Raw genomic sequence first — 21,990 nt, forward strand, 5'->3', positions numbered from 1 at the left:
TGGCGCTATTATAAGGTTTACAGGGGTTTAAGAGCTGTTTTTCTCGAAATAACGACTCTGGCGTTCGTTACAATTTGATTTCACTATGAATGCTTCATATAAGCGCTGCTGGGTTCGTTAGTTGTAGTCTGACAAGTGTTGTGTTTTGAGCAGCTTTAAAAGCATGGATAACTATAATAAATAATGAATTTCCAATATTGTTCTCCTAAAAATGCAGTTCCATTCTAGCTTTTAAGCTTGTTTACTCGGAGGGAATAGGCCACAAACATCATAATTGACGGGACTAGTAAAATAGAGAAAAATACCAAACCTACTGCAGCGGCATTTTGAATAATGACATTCTGCCATACTTCAGCAGATAAATAAAGCAGTCCGATAATGCCAATCGTTAAAACCAACAAGATAAATGAAGCCATTTTGTACAAACTAAGTGTTCTTGAATATTTCTCAAACGTCGATGTTCGATCTGTGTATATGGGTTCTGTTCCTGGTTCCGCCGAAAAAACATGATGATCGCCTGTTGAGCATACATGGTTCCAACCACCAGCTTCGAATATTTCTCTATAATTGTTTAGTTCGTTCTCTTGTAATTGACGTATATCGAGGCAATAAATAAGTTTATGGCTGGGTCCATTGCGCAGTGTATAACCTAAAAAGGAGAATTTTTCTAAAAACCATCCTTGCTCGGATAGTTTGCTTAGCTTGTTCATCTCTTTGTGTTCTGCAAAAGCAAGCCCTGCTGATTTGTAAAATTTTATATTATTGGGTTAAGTCACTTAAACATGAAAAGTAAATCATATGCTATTTACATACATACAGAATGTATGTCAACATTCAACTATATTCAATTCTATAAGTATTAAAGGAGAGCTTCCATTTGAAAATGAACAGTTTTTATCCTGTTGTTATGTCACAGGATGTAGCGGAAAGCGCTAATTTTTATCAACGTTACTTTGGTTTTGAAGTTGTGTACGAGTCTGACTGGTATGTGAGCTTGCGGAAGACGGGTGAAGGGCAATGCTTTTATGAATTAGCGCTGCTATCAGCAAGTCATTCATCGGTTCCCGCGAGCTATCGTAAGAGAGCTGAAGGATTGATTCTTAACATGGAAGTTGATAATGTAGATAGTGAGTACAAGCGCTTGGTCCTTGACGCGAAGCTGTCTTTGGAGCAGGATATTCGCGATGAGGATTTTGGGCAACGACATTTTATTCTCTCTGATCCCGGCGGCGTATTAATAGATGTAATTGCAATTATTCCGCCCTCGGAGCAAGAAAGCATGAACTATGTGCAATCTGTGTGGCAGCAAGAGGGAGCAGCAGCTGATAATTAAATGAGCTTGCTTGAAGCTCCTTCTGAGCTTTTAAGAAAATAGGAGCAACTGGATGAGGAAAACGAAAAAAGATACGGAAGAGACGATTCATAAGCTAGAGGAAGTGGCGAGGCATCATTTTACCACTTTCGGATTTGCGGACAGTTCACTTGAGGAAATAGCCAAAGATGCTGAGGTCACTCGGGGGGCTGTTTATCACCATTTTGGCAGCAAAAAAGGTTTATTCCGAGCGGTGCTTTCACTTGTTCAGTCTGAAGTAGCGAAGCGTCTGGAGGAAGAGGCTTCACTTAGCGACGATTTGTGGGAGCAATTATGTCTGGGATGCCGTGCATTTGTGACTGTCGCAATCGAGCCGCAAAACAGGCGGATCATGCTAATCGATGGTCCTGCCGTGCTTGGCTGGGAGGAGTGGCGGCTTCTGGATGAGCAGCAGTCGATGAAATTGCTGCTTGAACAGCTGGAAATGATGCAGCAGCAGGGCTACCTTAAGGGTGTTCGTCTGGATGCTGCCACTCATTTGTTGTCGGGAGCTATGAATGAAGCGGCGCTTTGGCTCGCACAAATATCGGATACTGCTGAGGCTGCTGAAGCGATGGAGGAATGTTTGCAGACGCTGCGTAAGCTTCTAGACGGCCTTCGTTAAATGAGAAACAAACAAAACAAAGCCTGACCGACAGTTATCGGTCAGGCTTTGTTTGTGTTTACCTATTAAGAGCCGTATACCTCGAAATCAAAAAGCGAGTATCCGTAAGCTGTACCTCGTGCCGTGCAAAGCACTCTTACATATCTTCCGCTTTTGGATGCAAACGTAATATCATCGATGGCTCCATTGCCTGTTGTCGTTGTAAAAGCGTCTGTCCAAGTTGTACTATTTGTGGAAACTTGGATTTTATAGCCTTTACCGTAAGCAGCTTCCCAGTTTAATTTCACACGGTTGACGTTTTGAATGGAACCAAGGTCTACGTAAATCCACTCGTTGTTGCTTCCTTCAACACTCGCCCATCTTGTCGTCGAATTGCCATCCGTTGCTTTGGAAGCTTCAAATCCTGTTCCCTCAATTGAGCTTGCTGTAGCGGTCTTGCCTAAAGCAAGGTTCGTTGTTGTTGAATTTGGGCTCGTTGTTGCACTGGCTGTATTGCTGCTCGCAGAAAGATTGCCCGCAGCATCTATCGCCTTTACTGTATAGCTATATGAAGTGGAAGCGTTAAGCCCTGTGTCAGTAAAGGTCGTGCCAGAAGGAGAGCCAACTAATGTGCCGCCGCGAAATACTTGATAACCAGATACGCCAACATTGTCGGTAGAAGCTGACCAGCTCAAGTTAACTTGGCTGCTGGATGCAGATGATGCAGTCAAATTCGCTGGTGCTGTAGGAGCTTGAGTATCCGTTGTTCCACCACCAGTCGGTATCCACCAGTTACCTGAAATGAATAACATATTAAGCAAATTGAACGAATCGCTGAAATAGGACTCTTTTTTGTTTTTCATCCAATCCCAGCCGGCATTTACCCATGCTTGGTGCGTGCTGCTAGTAGTTGCTGCTGATATAAACGGCGATACAAAAACCGCTGTTGCGTATGAACCGCTAACTCCGCCATTTAACTTATATCCATCTTTGATGTTGTTCGGATTGCCGCTTGTGGCGCCCTTAATCCATACGGCCATTTTGTTAGCAATATCCCGGCCTCTCGTGTCGCCGTAGAAAGCATAGTCCATTACGATTCTGAGTGGAACCCGGCTTGCATTGTAATTGTATTCGTTAGTTTCTGGAAATTCATCTAAGTAGTTTTGTGGAGCTGGCTTTGGAGGATTGTCGACTACAAAATCTGAAATCAGCCCCGTGCTAGCTGAATAAGCGCTTGAGAACTGACTATAAACAGTGTACAAGTTGTTAATGACATTCAACCAGGTTTGATCTCCTGTCACCTCATAAAAAGCTCTTAAATGCGAGAGCATCCAGTCGGAGGGACGGGTATTTAATGCACTCTTAGCATCCCAATCGCCAAGGTTCAGGCGGTTATTCGTCGTGACATTGCTCGCCTTGATACCGTTCGTAATCATTTTTTTGGCTTCTGCCAAATAATTAATTGTGCCAGCTGATCCCCATTGCTTGTCAGCAAGTATTAAGGAATAAGCGATGTCCAAATCACCGTCGGTAGCGGAGCCAAAATGTCCTTGTGCACCAGCAGCGTCTGCAACAACCCAGCCCATAAGATTTGAGTTGCCAGAACTTTTAAAAGCTCTAGCGGTTTTGAATAGACCGTCATAAATGGTTTTGGCATTTGAATCAAAGCCTGCCATCAAGGCTGTGATGACCATGCCATAGCCTTGCCCCTCTGAAGTACCAAGCGGGTCGTAACCTTCAGCGCTTCCTGTAATATCCCCTTTGACATAATAGCCGCCTGGCAATGAGGAGAGGTTATTTTTTAAATAGGTTGATTTCCAGTAAGTATAATAACTCGAAACTGCTGTATTCATAGCTGCCTGAGTGACATGGTTAGGTTTTATAATGCCAGGATAGCTCAGCTGCTGCGGAAATGGTTTAAGCTCTCCTGCAGCATGCACCTTCGTTTGAAGTGGAGCGGGTGCACCCAATAAAGTTAGAAGCATCGCTGAGCAGAGAAAGACATGGCCCATCCATTTCATCATACTTTTGTTTGCTTTTAAAGTGCGCAATTAAAACTCCTCCTAAAATTATAGTTGTATAACCGTCGACAGATTCGCAGCCTCCTTTGCATGTAATCAAGCTTAATAAAAATTAAAGCGCTTTAATTTAAAGGCAAAAAATAAAAACATTTAAGCGCTTTAACTTTAGGCCTATAAAAAAAGTAATTCAGATGAGACTAAAGGTGCAGGACACACTATAGAATCAACCAATTTACTTCTAGCCATCCATTCCTGATGGTTGTTTTTCGTTCATGCCTCTATGTTAATCAATGTAACACACAAAATTTGTATATGTCTACAGCCAATTTCAATTTTTATATTATGCCTAAAACGGAACAGAATAGGGCGAGGCAGCATTCTCAAAGCACAGAAAAACGGCACGTTACTACGCACCGTCATCTTTTTATTCACCTATGATTCTGAAGTCAATATTGGTTGGCGGCGGAAATTGATTTTTCGCCTCTTCAAGATGTAGTTCGGAATAGGATTCATTCCTTGATTGTGCAAGCTTCTTGGCATTGTATTTATACCATAGCTCTATGATTAATATTTCACCTTCACGTATGACCGCAAATTCCTTAAGGAACAATTGCTTAACGAAGGCATCCTGTTCAAGCTCAAGTGCGGCAACGCCTACTATAATTTGAATGCGGTCACTGCTCGAATAGGCTTCAGGCAATTCATTGTACATTTGCCACGCCTCTTCGTACTGTTTGTCAGCAATGAGCAAATTTAAGTATTCCTCAGCCAAAGCACGATCAGGGAACGAGTTGGAAACGAGATAGGCTTTCTTCCAGTAGGCAAGCGCCAGATCGATTCGTCCTACATATTTCATCGCTTCAGCTAGATTTCGATATACCCATACGGAGGGTTGAATGTCTATCGATTTCTCCCATGCATCGATAGCCTCCTGCTCCATTCCTCGCTCATAAAGCATGATGCCCAAATGCATATAAGCGTTCCATGATTGGTTCTCTTGGTGCTCAAGACTCTCTTCAAGCAGGGCAAGCCACTCATCCTGAACTATCCATGCTTTCGGCACTTCTTGCACGTCGTGGTCTGGAAGCGTTCCTGTTTCAAGAAGGGCGAGCCAATCGCTATGCTCGGCTTCTGGTGCTGTGCTTAGCTTAGTAAAATAAAAGCCTTCAGGAATTGTTCGATTTTCCTTCAGTTCTCGGCGCAGCTGCTCTAGCGCACCCCATGGAGAACCCGTATAAAGGACTTGCTCAGGCGCTTGTTGTGCGAGAATTCGCATGGACTCATGCAGCTTCTCCATTTCTTCGGCATCGATATGATGATCGACACAATCTCGAATGTATTGATTCGCCTGATTCCAATCCTGTTGGTGGGCTTTGTCGATTTTAATATCGGTCATGCCGATTGCTTGCGTGAAATCCCACTCCGATTGAGCAGGCATATTAAGTCCATGCAGCTGCGTTGGCGCTAAGCCGCTTTGAATTTCAATGTAATTTCCTTCACCGGGGTTAGCAAGATAATCACACCATCGTCTTCCTCCGGCATGGTTTCCCCAGCAAAACATTTTGCGATAACGGAGAAGAGAGGTGGAGCGTTCATAAAACAATCGTCCATCCTCATAAGCGACAGCCTCCCAAGGAGCATTACAGCTTGCCTTCGTTTGAAAGAAATATTCATTCGAGAAAGGAAAGTTCAGCGGATAGGTGACGTCTTTGCCCGGTACAGTCGGCAGATACGGCAGCTTGCCAAGGCCAAATCCTTTCACTTTATGGTCAATATAAATGACTTCATCTGTTGATGAAAAAAGACGGGCTTGCGGTGTTTCCTCTACAGCGATGTTCGTCCACCAGTACATCGGAACCGACTTGTCATTGTCATTAATGATCCGCACATAAAGAATGAGCTTGTTTGAATCGGCGGGCAGATGAAAGTCAATTTGCCAAAATACGTTTTTACAGCGCTCGTAATCATACAGCCTTAGAAAATCGTTTCCTTTCTCATCTTGCAGTATGGCTGCATGAACGGGGGAGCAGGTGGTAAACGTATGTCCGAGCTGACCGATATTCCACTCGATTCCTCCAGAGAACCAAGCGTTCAATATGGCTAGGTTGGCAGGCTGCAGCACCGGATTCGTATAGAGAAGGCTGCGATTTGTTTTTTTCTCCGTAAGAGAATACAATCTTCCACCATAAGCAGGTAAAAAAACAGCCTGCAAATGCTCATTTTCGAGCACGATAGTTTCTAGCAATAGATTTTTCCGATCTCTAGTATAACGATCCTGCATTCGGTAGGGTAAATAACGTTCCCCTGCTTCATATCCTAGCTTTGATCGCAGCTCGCTTGGAAGAGTGCCGTTATCGCTGACTTCTCTATGTTTTTGACGATTTCGGAACATCGGCAGTGGATTTTGACCGCCAATGCTTGAGCCTTCGATCCGTAAGGTAGATTGATATACACGCATGGTGAATGAACTCCTTTCTATCCTTTTACTGATCCAACCGTAATGCCTGCAACAATGCGCTTGGAAATAAACAAATACAAAATGAATGTAGGCAAAAATACGATAATGGATGCTGCAAAAATACCGGAATAGTTTCCTGTGTTGGTAAAGCCGAGTACGATGGATTGCAATGCAAGCGCGAGCGTATGATATTTCGGATCACCAGCAAATATAAGCGCATACAAATACTCATTCCATATCGACATAAAGTTGAAAATAGAAACTGTAATGAGGCCAGGCTGGGCAACGGGCAATATGATTTTGATAAACGTTTGTATAGGTCCGCAGCCGTCAACAGCAGCTGATTCTTCCAATTCTTTAGGAATGGAAGCGAAAAATCCGGTGAGAAGGAATACGCTAAACGGAATATTAGTGAAAATATAGATTAATACGAGCGTAATAATGGAACCTGTAAGCTTCAGCTCAACGAACAATGAAAAAAGCGGGATGGATATGAGCAGGCCAGGGATGGAGATTGCGGATAAAAACATCAGATTGACTATTTTTTTGCCGCGAAATTTTACTCTGCCCAAAACATAAGCGGCAGGAGCAGCGAATACGAGAACACCGACGCAAGCTGAAACGGTATAAATAACACTGTTCAGAAAGTACCGTCCCATCTTCTGGGTTTTGAATAAATCGATATAATTGGAGAAATGAATGCCGCTCTCAAATAATGAATTTGTAAAAATGCCTCTTGTTGTGCTCAGTGAAGCTAGAATGGCGAAACCGAACAACACAATCGTGAACAGCAGCCACAAATAGAGCGGGACGTACCGAATTTTATTAACCATGCTAACACCTCATCTTTAATATTCAAGACGTTCTTTACGGAAGAACTGATTGATGATGGCGGATAGGATTAGAATTGATATCGTAATACTAACGCCTACTGCCGCGCCTGCTCCTACATTAAAGGCATCCTGCGTATAAACTGAAGTGCCGTCGCCAAACACTTTGAGATACATAAAGTAGCCCGGCGTCATCGTAGCGACGCTTTCACTCGCACCGCCAAAGGTAGCGGACCAGACAAAGAAATTCACGGCTGTTACCGTCCATAAAACGAGCGTCATACGGAATATGTCCTGAAGCAGCGGCAGCGTAATTCGGAAAAACTTGTGCAATGGATTAGCCCCTTCGAGCAGGGCAGCTTCGTAATAGTCGCGTGGAATACGGTCCATTCCGGCATTAAGGATAAGCATAAAGTAGCCGATGGAACCAAAGCAGTACGCCAGCAGCATGGAGAGGAACAAATAACTGTCGCTCGTCCACTGAATATCGGCAAGCATATCGAGTCCAAGGAAACGGAACAGTTTCGTTAAGAAGCCATAGCTTGAATTAAATATATAATGAATCCAAATAACGGATAACACGACTGCAGATACGGTATTCGGCAAATAAACGAGCGAGCGCCAGAACGTTTTGCCGCGGACGCCGGATGATAAAATAGCAGCAAATAGGAAGGCGGAGCAAATCGTGATGATGCCGCCAAACAGCCATATTTTCAATACATTCCATGCAGAGTCCATAAAATAGCTGTTGCGGAACAGGTCTGTGTAATTTTCGAATCCGATAAACGACCACTCTGACATTTTGCTTGATATGGACGGCAAGGAATAGAAACTCATCAGCAAAGCTCTAAGCGTTGGATATAGAAAGACTGCAAGATAGATGAGTACCGCCGGCAAAAGGAAAAGGGCAATCATCGGTTTTTTAATTTGCATGTAAATTTCCCTCCCGGATATGATTCATAATCCGTTATAACGTCATTGTGCAGCAATCCGAAGGATCGCTGCACAATGATCGAAGTATTTAATTAACGTTATTTTGTGCCATAAAACTTTTTGGCTTCTGCACTCATTTTGTTGACGTAAGCGTCTGCCGTTAATTTACCAGCGGCAAGCTCCATAAATACGGGTACGATTACACCTTTGGAGAAGTCAGCGGAGTTGTTGATTCCGTAGCCCCAAGGCGCATTGACCTTAGCGTTGTTAATTGCTGTTTCTGCTTCAGCGAGTGCTGCAGGCCATTCTGTATCGATAGAAACGGGAATAGCTTGAGCTTGCTTCACCATTTCAGCTTGTGTTTTTTGGCTTACCAGATATTTAACTAATTCGATAGCAGCTTCTTTATTGCTGCTGTTTTTGTTCAGCATAAGAGCTTGTGCGCCAAATGTCAGCTCATTCTGACCTTTTCCGTTGCCGTTAGGCACAGTTGGGAATTGGAAGGAGCCCCATTTGAAATCAGGACCTGCTGTGGCAGAAACTTCATTCGGAAGCCAAGTGCCGTTCAGATAAGCTGCGGATTGACCGAATACGAGATCCTGCTGTGCAGCTGGGTATTTACTGCCTGCAAGCTTAGAAGAGAAGTAACCTTTCTCTTTCATCATGACCATATCTTTGGCGAATTGAAGGATGATTGGATCTTTCCACATCTCGCCTGTTTTGTCATTGACGAGTGCGTCGACCCATTCATTGCCCATTGCGCTGCTGAGGTATCCGCCGATGAACAAATCACGGTATGCATCATCGAATGTAATTGGAGCAACGCCAGATTTTTTAATCAGCTCACAATATTCCATAAACTGCTCCCATGAGCTAGGCGGAGTCGTAATTCCTGCTTTCTCAAACACTTCTTTGTTGTAGAAAAATAGTACAGCGAACGGCTGCTGCGGAATGGCATAGTGGCCTTCTTCAAGTCCTGCTGTTACTGACAAAGATTTTGTCCAATCCATTAAGCTTGGCATAAGTGAATCTTGCAATGATTTTCCTTCCATGCCTACAGATGGTGTAGCCAAATATTCATCCAGCTTCAGCAAATGGTCCTTAACGATCGCCATCGTAACGGAAGGATCATCCTCGAATATATCGATTTGTTCACCGCCGTCGAGTGCTGGTTTAATCAGCTTTCTAATATCCCGTCCTGTAAACTTCAGATCGACGGTAACTTTTGGGTTAGCAGCTTTAAATTCATCGACTGCCACTTTAATCACTTTTGCTTGCGGCTCGGTGTCGCTCCACATGGACCAGAAGACAACTTTGCCTTCAAGGCCGACAGCATCAGGACTTGGCTCGGCAGCAGAAGTGGGCTCGGTTGTTGCAGCAGGAGCGGGAGACTCAGTAACCTCCGGGTTGTTGCTCTTCGAGTTTGAGCACCCGACGGCTAAAAAGATCATCATTACTGTTAATAAAATCGAAAATATTTTGTTTCTTTGCATTGTTGACTCCTCCTTTTTTTGGTAAGTATACCGCTGGGAATGCTACCGGGTACATGACCATTTTTGAACTGAATCCGTCATATTTTGTACTCAATTTATATTTGGTTATTGCTGATAAGGAAGCGGTTGCAGCAAACAGCGAGCGGGTGCATTACTTTATCAATAGAAAGGAAACTGATTTTGCCAAAATGAATATTGACAGCGATGAGCTTGAGGTGGTTATATACGAGGAGTAAGCCTAACATCTAATCAAGGAGCCAATATGCAAAAAAACTTGCGCATGTCTACCATATTAAAACTATTTTTTATTTCGGTTGTTATCGTACCTGTCTTTTTAATATGCTCCGTCATATTGAACATTTACGAACGAGATATTCTCGAACAAAACACCGGGCGCTCGCTGCAAATATCGAAAGCGCTTTCATATTCGGTAAGTCAGGAAATCAATCGCATGTCTGGTCTGTTTGCTTCGATTGGCGTAGATCAGGATGTCATTTTCACCATATTTGATATTAATCGTTTGAGCGGCATCGAGAAGCAGAAGGCTGCCAATAAGCTGAAAATAATGATCGAGAAGTACACCGCATCGGTCTCTGGCCGCGTGCTCTCTGTTAACTTTTTTTTTGATAACGGAAAATCATATTCTTATTTGAAAAACATGATGATGGATGACTCTGCTGTACGCGAGCAAGATTGGTACCGAGACACAATTAGCAAGCCTGACGTCATCCGGTTTCAAGGCATGCTTCCCAACGCTCTTTATGGGAATTACAATCCATACATGATGGCCGCTGCGCTCTCTCCAAGCACGACGAATCGGATGTCCAAAATGGAATTAATCCTATTTACATTTGAAAGCGGAACTTTCGATCATATTTTGCAGTCACGCGATAATTCGGAATCAGTTCTGCATATTGTAAGCGACAAAGGTCAAATCATCGCTTCGAATACAGTTATCGATAGGGGAAGCCAGGTTGTAAACAATTGGTCGAAAGAAATAAGCCGGGGGGTAGAAGGGTCCTTCGTAGATGACTCAGAGGACAATAAGAAATTAATAACGTATGCAAAAGTAGATAATACGGATTGGTATATTGTTCAAATTATTCCATTCGCAGATTTGCTCGCCAATTACCGGAATGTAAATTCGTTTGTGTGGTTTCTCGCTATTTTGATCATTTTAGCGTTTGTGCTCGTTTCCTTCTATTTTGTTTCCAATGTGACAAAGCCGATCCGTGTGCTGCTCCATCAAATGGTTCGTGTAACGGGTGGGGATTTAAATGCGAGATTTACAGGCTCAGGCAGCTTGGAGATGGTGAGGCTGGGCCATTCCTTTAATCTAATGACCGAACAGGTTCGCCAGTTAATAAGCCAGCGTGAGAAGCAGGAGGTCGAAAAGCGTAAAGCTGAATTTGCCGCGCTGCAGTCGCAAATTAATCCGCATTTTCTAATCAACACGTTAAACGCAATTAAGTTTATGGCCTTAATAAGCAAAGCGGACAATATCCGCAACATGACTCACTCGTTGACACAGTTATTGGCTTCCTCTTTTAATCGCGGCGGGCTTCTAACTACGATAGCGGATGAAGTCGACCATTTGAAGCATTATTTGTACATTATGGAGATTCGTTTCGGCAGACCGATCCAAATGGAATGGAGCATCGATCCTGAGGTTTCAGGACATTATTTGTTAAAGCTATTGCTGCAGCCTATATTGGAAAATAGCATCATTCATGGTCTGAAGGATATTGATTACCCTGGAATCATCACAATCACAATCGTAAGGGATGATAAAAATTTACTCATTACGATCGCAGACAATGGGATGGGAATGACATCAGACGTAATTGATCAGCTTGAAGACAGAACGGCCTCCTATACGTTTAGCGGAATGGGCAATCGAAATGTACATCGACGGATACAACTGCACTACGGCTTGCAGTATGGATTGCAATACGAATCTAATTTGCCGCAAGGAACAAAGGTGAGCATTCGATTGCCTTTGATTAATGAACCGGATGAGGAAATGGCTGATTTTTCAGCATAAATGATCATGTTTGAGCTAAAAATGTCATCTTTTCTAACCATAAACGCTGTATAATAAATGCCATATACTTGAAAGCGCAATCATTCTTTTGTGGCTTCAAGTTTTGCTGGGAGAAGTGGAAATGAAATTTAACAAAAATATTGCCTCAGTCTTAGTCGTTACTTTGATATCGATAGGCTTGCTTGCAGGATGGATCGGTATGTTTAAGGCTGATACCAATGATACGATTTATTCTTTGGTTGTTAATGCACCACAGAAACAAACCTCCAATCAAAATCAGCCGATAAAAATGAAATTTGGAATATGGGAATCGAAGACCGATATCGAATTTTGGACGGAGAAGGTGAAGGAATATTCGGCTCTCAAACCAAATGTAACCGTGGAGGTAGAGACGATTCCAGATAATAGCGGCCAATATTTAAAGGTGCGTCTGACGGCAAATGATTTGCCTGACCTATTTTATTTGAAACCGGGTCATTTGCCTATTTATAAAAATTCATTGCTGTCTCTTAATCAATTGCAAGCAACGAGCAGAAATAAGTACCCAGCTGAAATAGAGGGGGAAACACTTGGCTTGCCGCTCATATCCTTCTCTGAGTATGTGTATTATCGACCAAGTATTTTTGAAGAGGTGGGCGTTAGCGTTCCGCAAACCTTAGGACAATTTATGGATGTGCTGAATCAAATTAAATTGCACGGCAAATATATTCCGATTGCTATCGGGGGCAAAGATGATTGGACCTTCTATCCATTTATTGAATTTGGACCGCCAATCTTTGCGAAGGACGAGAACTATTTAGCCAATATTTCAAACGAATTGAAGCCATTCGGAGAAGGCTCAGCCTTTGGCAAAGCAGCCGATATGCTCAAGACGATCGCGGAAAATAAATTAGCTGGCCCCAACGCGCTCGAAATTGGCTTTGATCAGGCGAAACAATTGTTTCAGTCCAAAGAAGCGGCAATGATTGCACTCGGTCAATGGTATTACTCGGATCATGTGGCAAAAGTGAGCAATGATGAGGATATAGGTGCATTTGCGCTGCCGTGGAGGGAAACGACCAAAGAATCGCTGCTTTCTGTAACGATGCCGGACCAGTATATGGCGATTAACAAAAACTCCAAAAACAAAGAAGAAGCGATACAATTTCTGGAATGGGTATTCAGCCCCGAGGTTTATCAGGCTTTTATAAACAACTCACAAAGCTCATCGACGTTAACGGATGTTCAGTCCATACTTCCCTTTTTTAATGAGGAGAATAAAGAGCATCCATTTGTGCCTTTTATGTATTCCGCGTTAGATGAGAAATTTGTACAAGTGAAAAACGCAGCGCAGTATGATGAGAAAAAGCTGGCGCAAGAAATTTTTGCAGGGGAGTCAGTAGCAGGCATTCAGAACAAGATGAATGAAAACTGGAGCAAAGCAGTGCAATATGTTCAGCATAATTAAAGCCTATCGATGTATGAGGGGGAGTAAGATGCCGAAATACCAAGCCTTTATCGTGGATGACGAGCCTTTAGCCAGATTAGCGCTTCGGGAATATATCGCTTTAACTTCAACTGATATTGAAATTGCGGGAGAGGCTGGCGACGGAGAAGAAGCATTGCATCTTTTAAAGGATCGTCAGGATATCGACATCATCTTTGCAGATATAAAGATGCCGCGGATGAATGGTGTGGAGCTTCTTGCAGCACTTAGGGATGTGTCGTTCGAACGCCCGCCGCTTATTATTATGCTTAGTGCATATGGCGACTATGGCTATGTAAGAGACTCATTTGTGCTTGGGGCGTTTGACTATATGCTAAAGGCGAAATTGGATGAACATTATATTGCGCCAGTGCTGAATAAGACAGTGGAGGAATTGAATAGGCGCAAGAGGAGCAAGGCTGCGGAACCTGAATTGTCTGTTCTAGATGAAGACGAAATGGTTTGTTCCATGCTTCACCAGCTGTCGGTGTCAGATGGATTGAGCACATCCGATTGCGAACTCGATGAACAATTGAAATTAGGATTGAATATCGTTCGGAAACAGTTGGGCGAGAAAAATCAGAAGGTAGCCTTCATTAGATTATCTCAAGTGGTTCACTTCGAGCATACGAAGCAAATCATTATGCAAACCATTAGAACCGTAACGAACACGGATAGAAATGAAGGAATATGCCGCGTTTGTCGTCATGATGAACGAAACTATATCCTGTATTTCACCTTCCCTGAGCAATGCAGTGCGATGGCTATTCGAAGTTTGACCCAAGCCGTCTTAACGGATGTGAAAATAAGGCTGCGGCAGTTTTTGAATCTCCATTTATCGATTGGTATCAGTGACTCCGCCAATGGAGTCATGCAGTGGAATCGTTTGTTCCGTCAAGCTGAACGGCTTTCCCTTCTTAGTTACTATCAAGGATATGACCACTTGATCTATCCAGAAGCCGAACGATCAATAGGTGCAGAGAAGGACAATTGGAAAGACGCATGGGCGCCATTTAAGCTCGAGCTGCTGCAAGCGCTAAAAGATACCGACCCTATGCGATGGAAACAGTCCATTCAGCACGGATTCAAGCTGCTGATTGAATACTTTCCATCCTCGCCTGAGCCTATCAAAAAAGCACTCAGCGATTTGATCTGGGAAACGGGTACGCTGATGCATGAACGAGGAATGTCGTGGGATAAGCTGCATGAAAGATTTCCTCAACCGGTTGAGCATGTCCGGAGTATAGAGACATGGGATGAGACCATGGAATGGCTGCAATTATTTCTTGATGCCTTGCATGATAAGCTGCATCCTAAGCTCGACAAAGCTGCTGCTTGGCTGAGCCCTGTTGTAGCGAAAGCCAAAGCGATATTAGATAATCATTTTAATGAAGATTTGCATTTGTCTACGATTTGCGCCATGGTCGGGGTCAGTGACAGTTATCTTAGCAAACAATTTGCGAAAGAAATCGGTATTAATTTTATCAACTATTTGACCAATCTAAGAATTGAAAAAGCGAAAGAAGGTCTAGAGAACGGGTTGAAAATTTACGATGTAGCGGAAAGTGTAGGGTATGTTAATCCTGAGCATTTCAGCCGAATTTTTAAGAAGGTGACAGGACTTAGTCCAGTAACCTATCGCAAGAAATGTGAGAAACGTCCCATGACAGCTTCCTATTATTTAAAGCATTCATAAATGCTAAGGGGTTGTCCCATAAGCATCAGCTCGATGAGGAATAGCTCGCTTTGAACGGGAGTATTGGTAGCAGTACAGGAGAGCTATTCCTGTACTGCAATTTTTTTATTCTGGTCTATGCTTGCTTCATAGGATTATGGGCAAGCGAAAGCCACCCGACCTCCAGACTTACCTTAGGTAAGCTGCGAAGCAGAAACGCCGGAATCCTTGGTTATTCTTTATCTGCCCTAAAATACTTTCGGGTTCAATCATTCGTCTTACCGACAGCGAATATCCTTCCTCGCAGCTCAGTTTTTCCCTTGGTTGCTGCTTGTAGCGCATAATAACTCAGACTGACCATATCCAGCATCAGCGATGCTCGTCGTATGATTGTAATGTGCACGAACCGATAGTGGAGAGTAAATAAGTGTAAAAGTGCACCTGTTTTTAACAAACAAGATTGGAATGTTGCAAATAGGTGTACTAATACCTCTAATTGAGCAGATTTGAAGAAAATTTGGTTAAATAAGTGCATTTCTGCACTTAGATGAAGATGCTGCAGGCGCTGCCGCAAAAGTCTTTGCATCAGGGAAACATCCCCGTTTTCAAATGAAAGGACTTCAAATTCCGCTGTATAGTGGAGCTTGAGGTCCTTTTTCTCGATGAAAATAAGTTCTAAGTAGTGCTCAAAAAATCGCAAAATGACTTTTGAGTCAGCCCCTTGTTTTGCGGAAAGGCAAGCAGGCAACGAAGGCTTAAGTCTCTGTCATGATTCCGCCATTGACATGCAATACCTGCCCTGTAACGAATGATGAATCGTCTGAAGCTAAATAAATATAGGTTGGAGCGAGCTCGAATGGCTGCCCAGCGCGTTTCATTGGCGTATTGGCGCCAAATGTTTGCACATATTCAGCTGGATAGCTGGAGACGGTCAGAGGTGTCCATATCGGACCCGGTGCAACAGCATTAACGCGTATCCCGCAATTAACGAGCTGCAGCGATAACGAACGGGTAAAAGATACGACTGCCCCTTTCGTTGATGAATAATCGACCAGAAGCGGGGCACCTGCGTAAGCCGTTACGGAAGCTGTGCTGATGATGGTGCTTCCTGGATGAAGATATGGAAGCGCGGCTTTCGTCAAATAGAAGTGAGGAAAAATATTGGTCCGATAAGTATCTTCCAGCTGCTCATTCGATATATCCAAAATACTCGTCTGAGGAAACTGGACTCCTTGGTTAAGCACCAAGCAATTGATTTTTCCATAATGCTCGAGTGTTATTCTGACGATTTCTGTGGAGAGCTCTGGCCTGCGAAGATCACCTTCAATAAGCAGGCAGCGACCACCGTATTGCGCTACCATTTGCTGAGTTGCAAGCGCGTCTTGACGTTCGTACAAATAAACGATAACGACATCAGCACCCTCTTTGGCGAAGCCAATGGCAACAGCTCGGCCAATTCCGCTGTCTCCTCCAGTAATGATCGCTACTTTGCCGGACAGCTTTCCACTTCCTTTATATGCGGGGTTGTCGGAAATCGGTAGCGGGTTCATTTTGTATTCAAGGCCAGGCTGTCTGTCTTGATGCTGGGGCGGAAAGGTTAGGGGCTCCTGTTTGCACTTTGTTTCGTAGCCATAATAGGGATAAAACGGAATCATCAGGGTATCCTCCATTTGCGTTCATTGCAATAGGGTATTCACCCAATCGCAAAAATGCAACTCTTAGTTAGCTTGCATAATGGAGGGGATTGTCTCTGGCTATAAGGCGGCAAAGTGATTATGCTTGACTTTAAAATGGATTGTTTTTATAATCTAACCAGTTGGTTACTTTTGAAATGAATGGAGTTTATTAAGATGGCTGTTCAGAAGAAAAGGACTTATGATGCTGCACGAAGCAAAGAGATTATTCTTGATGCAGCCGAGCAATTATTTGCCGAGCAAGGTTATTCCGCAGCGCGAATTGACGCGATTGCAAGCGCAGCTGGATATAATAAAAGTCTTATTTATCAGTATTTTCACGATAAGCTTGGGCTTTATACGGAAGTAGTGAAACGAGCGGAACAATCGGGGATTAAAATGCTGGAGGATTTAGCAGGAAATTTGATGTTGGACGAGACGGCTACGTCTGATGCTGTGAAGTTTAAGCAGTTACTTGAAAAGGTGATAGATATTTCATTTCAAATTCTTTCTGACAATCCCCGGTACTTAAAAATATATGCTTGGGAGGCAGCAGAGGGATGGAAAACATGGGGCAGTATATCCAATCCTCCCGATGATGTTTCTCCATTTTATGAGATTGCGCTAGCTGCTAAGAACAACGGTATCATCCGGCAGGATTTGGAGCCGATTATGGTTCCAATCTTAATGATGAATGCGGTTATTCCGTTCTTGCAAACCTTCGAAAGGCTTAAAGATAAAAGAGATGAGATGACGTGGACAATGTCACAGGATGCTTTTAGAGAACAGGTTAAAAAGTTAGTCATATATGGAGTTATGGAGCCGAGCCGCCTTTAGTTTGATAAGGCGGATTTCTTTTAAATTATTTATAAATAACTAGTTAGTTTTAAAAATATTAATATATAGAAATCTCTTGTTAGCTTAAGAGGGTGGTGATGCTTAAAGAGAATAAATGCGGGAGCTGTTTAACGGGTTTTATCGGTATGTGAGAACGAAGAGTTTGAAACGATAAATGAACGAAAAGGGAGAATGATGGGGATGAGATTTGAGCAAAAAGTGGTAATCGTTACAGGGGGAGCAAGCGGTATCGGAGCAGTGACAGCACGATTATTTGCGGAAGAGGGCGCAAAGGTAGTTATAGCAGATTGCTCTGAGCAAGGGTTATTATTTTCGAATCAATGCAATGAAAGTGGACTGGATACCTATTTTATAAAAACAGATGTAACCCAAGAAAATGAAGTTATTCAGATGGTAGAGCAGACCGTTAAGCGATATGGCAAGCTTAATATAATGTACGCTAACGCTGGAATAGCAAAGGATGCGCCTGCAGATCAGTTAAGCTTTGAGGATTGGAAGCATACGCTCGATATTAACTTATCAGGTGTTTTTCTTTGCAACAAATATGCAATCAAGCAAATGCTATTGCAAGGAGATGGCGGTGCGATTGTTAACTGCGGTTCCATCCATAGCCTTGCAGGCAAACCAGAAGAGGTGGCGAAAGCCGTTCTATTTCTAGCTAGCGATGATGCCTCTTTTATTACGGGAACTAGCCTGATGGTAGATGGTGGTTACACAGCAGAATAAGCAGCCGGTATAGAAATCCGCTAGCGAAAGTTTACGCTTTCTAAGCTTTCGCTAGCAGGCATTAGGCATTGATATGCGGTGTTTTATTGATCGTATGTTTGTGAACGGTTTTAATTGAAAGCCTATAAACAAGTAGGATATAAACAATGTCCAGTACAAGGACCAAAACATACATGATAAACAATAATAGAGATTGCGGAAAGAGCGAGAAGCAGAGGATCGAGGCGAATAAGGTACCTATCATTTTGAAATAAGCGATAGACAGGGATTGTCCCTTCAAATCTTTGATCATCAGCATTCGGATGAAGAGAATCGACATGAGCAGATTGATGCCAAAGGCCGAATAAATGCCCATCTTATCATGGAATTCAACCGCCATACCATAATGCAGCAGAAATGCGATCACAAGCAGCGCGAAAACAGAAGCGTGAATAACGCGTTTAGGATAGGTGCCTTTGGAATAGTAGAGGAATTGAAGCAGAATAATGCAGTCAAGCAGGAACCACACTAAGGTCCCGATTTGCTGAAGCGGGTGAAACGGCATAATAAAGGTAAATAGAAATTCCCAAGTAATATTTGCACATATGCAGGCGAGCGGCATTCCACAGGCTTGATCCTTAAACCCTTTGTAAATAACGAGAATATAGACGATCGTCCAAAATAGTGCTACCCCAAACATGAGAAGAAACTCTACTTTTAAAGGCAACAGATGCTCCATATAACGACAATCGCATCCTTTCTAATATGATTCGCCCAACTAGTACAGGCATCTAGCTTGTCTAACTATATGAAATTAGTATGTCCTGTAGACCCTTGAACGAAAAAAGGATAAAAATTGTTATGCTGAGTCAAAAGAAAGCTAGACTATTGTTAGTTGGAAAATGAGAAAGGAGATCGACAAGGATCTCCTTTCTCAAAACTTAGTGTTTTTAACAAATCAATAGCATGGTGAAGAGAGGATGCACTCACGCTTTCTTCTGCTCGACAACTTGTATACGAAGCTCCATTTCCTTTGCAAGGGTTTCGGGATTGTTCATTAAGTCTTCTGCCTCGAATACTTGTCGGAGCTCAATTACGCCTTGGCCAAATCCATGGGGATCCGGGAAACGAAGCGCCCATTCAACGGCTTCCTCTCTAGATTTGACCTCAATCAACGTGTAACCGGCAATTAATTCTTTGGCTTCCGTAAACGGCCCGTCTATCACCTTCGGCTTGCCGCCGGGTTCCGGATAGGAAATCCGAATGCCGCTGGAGCTTGGCAGCAGTCCATCAGCAGCAAGCAAGACACCGGCTTTTACCAACTCCTCGTTAGATCGACATCTCATCTACATCTGTGCAAAGTCTTTCGGAGTTTTGCGATCTGCTCATCGACAACAAATGGGGGCTCATGCAAGCCAGTTTCGTGATATTAGCTCCATTCGAAGCGGCCTGTAGGGCGAGAACTGCTCCAGATGACAGTCCCCAAACATATGCTGATCCGCCAGCCTCTTTAATCATCGCCTTCAGGTCATCGATTTCATGGATTGTGTCAAGGATTGAAAGGGATTTGCTATCTAAAGCGCAGGATTATTTGTTTATATCTATTTTATCCCTAGTATTTCTGATTTTCAGTAACTATGCTTAAATAGTTGTAGATCGTAAAAGGCGCAGCCGAATAGCAGTATGAAAGGAATGTATGCAAATGAGTATACAGAGCAGGCATTATAAAGTAGATGATTTTATCAGGGTTAGAGATTTTCTGAAAAATATATTTGGAAAATGGTCTGTTGGTCATGTGTTTTTGCCAGCCCGGTGGGAATATATCGTTTTTCATCCTAATATCCTTCCGCTGAAACAAGCTGGAGTGTTCGAACAAATCGGACTGTGGGAAGATGATGGAGAGATCGTAGCAGTTGCTCATTTTGAGAGCGAACTGGGCGAGGTATATTTGGATGTAGACCCGAATTATACATTCCTATATTCGGAAATGATTGAATACGCGGAAGCGAATTTATTTGAAATAAAAGAAGATGGCCGGAAAAGTATAGAGTTTCATGTGGATGAGAGCAATGAAACATTGAAAGCTTTATTAGAAGAAAGAGGATATATACGGGATGCTTCCCTCTATGAGGTTTACTCCGGCAGGTCAATCGTAGACGAGCTCCCTGATTTGAAGCTGCCTGAAGGGCTTAGCATAAGAAATATTCGAAAAAAAGAAGATGATGGACGCAGGCTGCGCGTTTTATGGCGCGGTTTTGATCATGCTGGCGAACCGGATCCTAAAGATTTATGGAAGTCAGGCTATATGCAGAGTGCACCTGGATATGATCCTTCTATAAATATCGTAATTGAAAATGAAGAAGGGAATTTTGTTGCGTATGCAGGGTTCTGGTATGATCATCTTAGTCGAGCAGCCTATATTGAACCTGTTTGTGTAGATCCGGATTACCGGCGTATGGGACTGGCAAGCATTGCACTTACGGAAGGAATGCGGAGATGCAGGCTTTTAGGTGCTGAAAATGTATATGTCGCATCGGATGCAGGTTTATATAAATCACTTGGATTCTCGCAGGTTAGTATTAGTTATTCCTGGTTAAAACAACTCTCTGACAAATGAGTGAATGAATACGGAGGATGAGTTATGATAAACAAAATTGTTCCCTATCAAGAAAACGATCACGATAAATTAGTGGATATTTGGTATCAGGCTGTGCGGCATACCCACACATTTTTGACAGATGAGGATATTGCATTCTATCATCAGATGCTTCAAAACGGTGCGTTAAAGGAAGTAGAGATTTGGGTAGAGATGAATGAAAACAAAATACCGACAGGGTTCATTGGGCTTAACGGAACAAAGATCGAGATGCTTTTCGTACACCCCGATAACCACGGAAGGGGTATAGGCAGTCGATTAATAAAACATGCCGAAGCATTAAAAGGCAGCAATCTCCAAGTCGATGTCAATGAGCAAAACGAAGGAGCATTCACCTTCTACAAACGATATGGTTTTGTGCAGCGAGGACGATCTGAACTAGACAGTTCAGGACGACCATTTCCGATACTTCACTTAATATTAAAGCGTTGAAATAAATATACACAAGAACAACCCACTCCTCGTGGGTTGTTCTTGTATAAATTATCGTTCCGCTATCTCTGTGCACCAGCTTGCTGCAAGGCTTCAATCATTTTTTTAAAACCCCGGTTCTGGGCATGCTTCAGCGGGGTTACGCCTTCTGAATCCGCAAGATTTACATTAGCGCCGTGATCGATTAATAATCGTACGATCGCCTGATGATCTGCTCCGCCATCCCCGAGAATAATAGCCTCAAGAAGTGCGGTCCATCCAAGCTGATTCACATGATCGATATTGACGTCGGATGTGGTTAGCAGCTCCCTTACAATCTCAACATGTCCACGATCAGCAGCTGGAATGAGTGCGGTACCGCCAAAGCGATTGGTGATGGTAGTATCTGCGCCGGCAGCTATCGATGCTTGAACGAAGTCCATCAGCCCCTCTGCGCCGGAATAAAGGAGCGGGTTGTCAGAGCGATTGTCTTGAATATTGATATTTGCTCCTTTTTCTACGAAGAGGTTAAACACATCGAGCTGGTTCGTATGCACGGCGATCATTGCAGAGGTTCTGCCTTGATCGTCGGTCGCGTTGATGTCGGCACCTTCGGCTAGCAGCTTAGTTATTGACGCTCGATCTCCTTGTTTTGCTGCTGCTAACAAAGCTTTATTCAACTTGTCCATTTCGTTGTTCACCGATTGGGCTGCATGCTGCTCATCATTTGTTAATTCCTGATCATTATTTTCCTGACAGCCCGAAATGACAAGAGCCAGCATGATTATAATTAATCGCAACATCACACACCCA

The 21,990-nt window shown here is 43.2% G+C and carries 20 protein-coding genes and 3 pseudogenes; 10 read left to right on the forward strand and 13 right to left on the reverse strand.

What is annotated here, in order from left to right:
• Positions 1–224 precede the first annotated feature (224 nt).
• Positions 225–710 (reverse strand): DUF2812 domain-containing protein, encoded by a 486-nt coding sequence (locus AB4Z45_RS11550; protein WP_441909380.1) that lies wholly within the window; start codon positions 708–710, stop codon positions 225–227.
• Between the two features lie 167 nt (positions 711–877).
• Between AB4Z45_RS11550 and AB4Z45_RS11555 the strand changes: the two genes are divergently transcribed.
• Together AB4Z45_RS11555 and AB4Z45_RS11560 are read left to right on the forward strand one after the other, a co-directional pair.
• Positions 878–1,333, forward strand: coding sequence for a VOC family protein (locus tag AB4Z45_RS11555; RefSeq protein ID WP_441909382.1), 456 nt, complete (start codon positions 878–880; stop codon positions 1,331–1,333).
• A 52-nt stretch (positions 1,334–1,385) separates the two neighbouring features.
• Entirely contained in the window at positions 1,386–1,976 is a 591-nt protein-coding gene (locus tag AB4Z45_RS11560) for a TetR/AcrR family transcriptional regulator (protein ID WP_441909384.1), read from the forward strand.
• A gap of 65 nt (positions 1,977–2,041) precedes the next feature.
• Here AB4Z45_RS11560 and AB4Z45_RS11565 read toward each other — a convergent pair whose 3' ends face one another.
• The 6 genes and pseudogenes from AB4Z45_RS11565 to AB4Z45_RS11590 form a co-directional block, all read right to left on the reverse strand.
• Positions 2,042–2,686, reverse strand: coding sequence for a discoidin domain-containing protein (locus tag AB4Z45_RS11565; RefSeq protein ID WP_441909538.1), 645 nt, complete (start codon positions 2,684–2,686; stop codon positions 2,042–2,044).
• Between the two features lie 48 nt (positions 2,687–2,734).
• A pseudogene (locus tag AB4Z45_RS11570) lies at positions 2,735–3,898 on the reverse strand (glycosyl hydrolase family 8); the annotation flags it as partial.
• 502 nt (positions 3,899–4,400) lie between these two features.
• Positions 4,401–6,434, reverse strand: a complete 2,034-nt coding sequence (locus AB4Z45_RS11575; protein WP_441909385.1) for a DUF5107 domain-containing protein — start codon at positions 6,432–6,434, stop codon at positions 4,401–4,403.
• 17 nt (positions 6,435–6,451) lie between these two features.
• Entirely contained in the window at positions 6,452–7,267 is an 816-nt protein-coding gene (locus AB4Z45_RS11580) for a carbohydrate ABC transporter permease (RefSeq protein ID WP_076271505.1), read from the reverse strand.
• Positions 7,268–7,282: 15 nt separating this feature from the next.
• Positions 7,283–8,197: a carbohydrate ABC transporter permease gene (locus AB4Z45_RS11585; RefSeq protein ID WP_430054572.1), complete on the reverse strand. Its 915-nt coding sequence runs from the start codon at positions 8,195–8,197 to the stop codon at positions 7,283–7,285.
• Between the two features lie 98 nt (positions 8,198–8,295).
• Positions 8,296–9,690 (reverse strand): ABC transporter substrate-binding protein, encoded by a 1,395-nt coding sequence (locus tag AB4Z45_RS11590; protein WP_441909386.1) that lies wholly within the window; start codon positions 9,688–9,690, stop codon positions 8,296–8,298.
• Between the two features lie 53 nt (positions 9,691–9,743).
• Here AB4Z45_RS11590 and AB4Z45_RS11595 point away from each other — a divergent pair, with 53 nt between their 5' ends.
• The 4 genes from AB4Z45_RS11595 to AB4Z45_RS11610 all read left to right on the forward strand — a co-directional run bounded on the left by AB4Z45_RS11595 (position 9,744) and on the right by AB4Z45_RS11610 (position 14,895).
• Positions 9,744–9,926, forward strand: a complete 183-nt coding sequence (locus AB4Z45_RS11595) for a hypothetical protein (protein ID WP_441909387.1) — start codon at positions 9,744–9,746, stop codon at positions 9,924–9,926.
• A 26-nt stretch (positions 9,927–9,952) separates the two neighbouring features.
• Complete coding sequence (locus tag AB4Z45_RS11600; protein WP_441909389.1) at positions 9,953–11,734, forward strand: sensor histidine kinase; 1,782 nt, start codon at positions 9,953–9,955, stop codon at positions 11,732–11,734.
• A 121-nt stretch (positions 11,735–11,855) separates the two neighbouring features.
• The gene (locus tag AB4Z45_RS11605) at positions 11,856–13,181 is read left to right on the forward strand and encodes an ABC transporter substrate-binding protein (protein WP_441909390.1); all 1,326 of its coding nucleotides are present in this window, start codon (positions 11,856–11,858) and stop codon (positions 13,179–13,181) included.
• Positions 13,182–13,209: 28 nt separating this feature from the next.
• A complete protein-coding gene (locus AB4Z45_RS11610) occupies positions 13,210–14,895 on the forward strand; it encodes a response regulator transcription factor (protein WP_441909391.1) in 1,686 nt (561 codons plus the stop codon).
• 115 nt (positions 14,896–15,010) lie between these two features.
• Here the strand turns inward: AB4Z45_RS11610 and AB4Z45_RS11615 are convergent.
• The 3 genes and pseudogenes from AB4Z45_RS11615 to AB4Z45_RS11625 all read right to left on the reverse strand — a co-directional run.
• Positions 15,011–15,216, reverse strand: a pseudogene (locus tag AB4Z45_RS11615) (transposase); the annotation flags it as partial.
• Entirely contained in the window at positions 15,140–15,622 is a 483-nt protein-coding gene (locus AB4Z45_RS11620; RefSeq protein ID WP_441909546.1) for a hypothetical protein, read from the reverse strand. The pseudogene AB4Z45_RS11615 and the gene AB4Z45_RS11620, both read right to left, overlap by 77 nt.
• A 7-nt stretch (positions 15,623–15,629) precedes the next feature.
• Positions 15,630–16,529 (reverse strand): SDR family oxidoreductase, encoded by a 900-nt coding sequence (locus tag AB4Z45_RS11625; protein ID WP_441909392.1) that lies wholly within the window; start codon positions 16,527–16,529, stop codon positions 15,630–15,632.
• A gap of 195 nt (positions 16,530–16,724) precedes the next feature.
• Between AB4Z45_RS11625 and AB4Z45_RS11630 the strand changes: the two genes are divergently transcribed.
• Together AB4Z45_RS11630 and AB4Z45_RS11635 are read left to right on the forward strand one after the other, a co-directional pair.
• Complete coding sequence (locus AB4Z45_RS11630) at positions 16,725–17,384, forward strand: TetR/AcrR family transcriptional regulator (protein WP_441909393.1); 660 nt, start codon at positions 16,725–16,727, stop codon at positions 17,382–17,384.
• Between the two features lie 201 nt (positions 17,385–17,585).
• Positions 17,586–18,131: an SDR family NAD(P)-dependent oxidoreductase gene (locus AB4Z45_RS11635; protein WP_441909395.1), complete on the forward strand. Its 546-nt coding sequence runs from the start codon at positions 17,586–17,588 to the stop codon at positions 18,129–18,131.
• 61 nt (positions 18,132–18,192) lie between these two features.
• Here the strand turns inward: AB4Z45_RS11635 and AB4Z45_RS11640 are convergent, their stop codons facing one another.
• Positions 18,193–18,849, reverse strand: a complete 657-nt coding sequence (locus AB4Z45_RS11640) for a transmembrane-type terpene cyclase (RefSeq protein ID WP_441909396.1) — start codon at positions 18,847–18,849, stop codon at positions 18,193–18,195.
• Between the two features lie 247 nt (positions 18,850–19,096).
• Positions 19,097–19,441: pseudogene (locus AB4Z45_RS11645) on the reverse strand (YciI family protein); the annotation flags it as partial.
• 371 nt (positions 19,442–19,812) lie between these two features.
• Between AB4Z45_RS11645 and AB4Z45_RS11650 the strand changes: the two are divergent.
• On the forward strand, positions 19,813–20,727 hold the full coding sequence (locus AB4Z45_RS11650; protein ID WP_441909398.1) for a GNAT family N-acetyltransferase: 915 nt from the start codon (positions 19,813–19,815) through the stop codon (positions 20,725–20,727).
• Positions 20,728–20,751: 24 nt separating this feature from the next.
• A complete protein-coding gene (locus AB4Z45_RS11655; protein ID WP_441909399.1) occupies positions 20,752–21,198 on the forward strand; it encodes a GNAT family N-acetyltransferase in 447 nt (148 codons plus the stop codon).
• Between the two features lie 62 nt (positions 21,199–21,260).
• On the opposite strand, the gene AB4Z45_RS11660 is transcribed toward AB4Z45_RS11655, so the two are convergent.
• Positions 21,261–21,980 (reverse strand): ankyrin repeat domain-containing protein, encoded by a 720-nt coding sequence (locus AB4Z45_RS11660; RefSeq protein ID WP_441909401.1) that lies wholly within the window; start codon positions 21,978–21,980, stop codon positions 21,261–21,263.
• Between the last annotated feature and the right edge of the window lie 10 nt (positions 21,981–21,990).

It is taken from the genome of Paenibacillus sp. MCAF9 (genome assembly GCF_052114265.1).
Taxonomy (GTDB): Bacteria; Bacillota; Bacilli; order Paenibacillales; family Paenibacillaceae; genus Pristimantibacillus.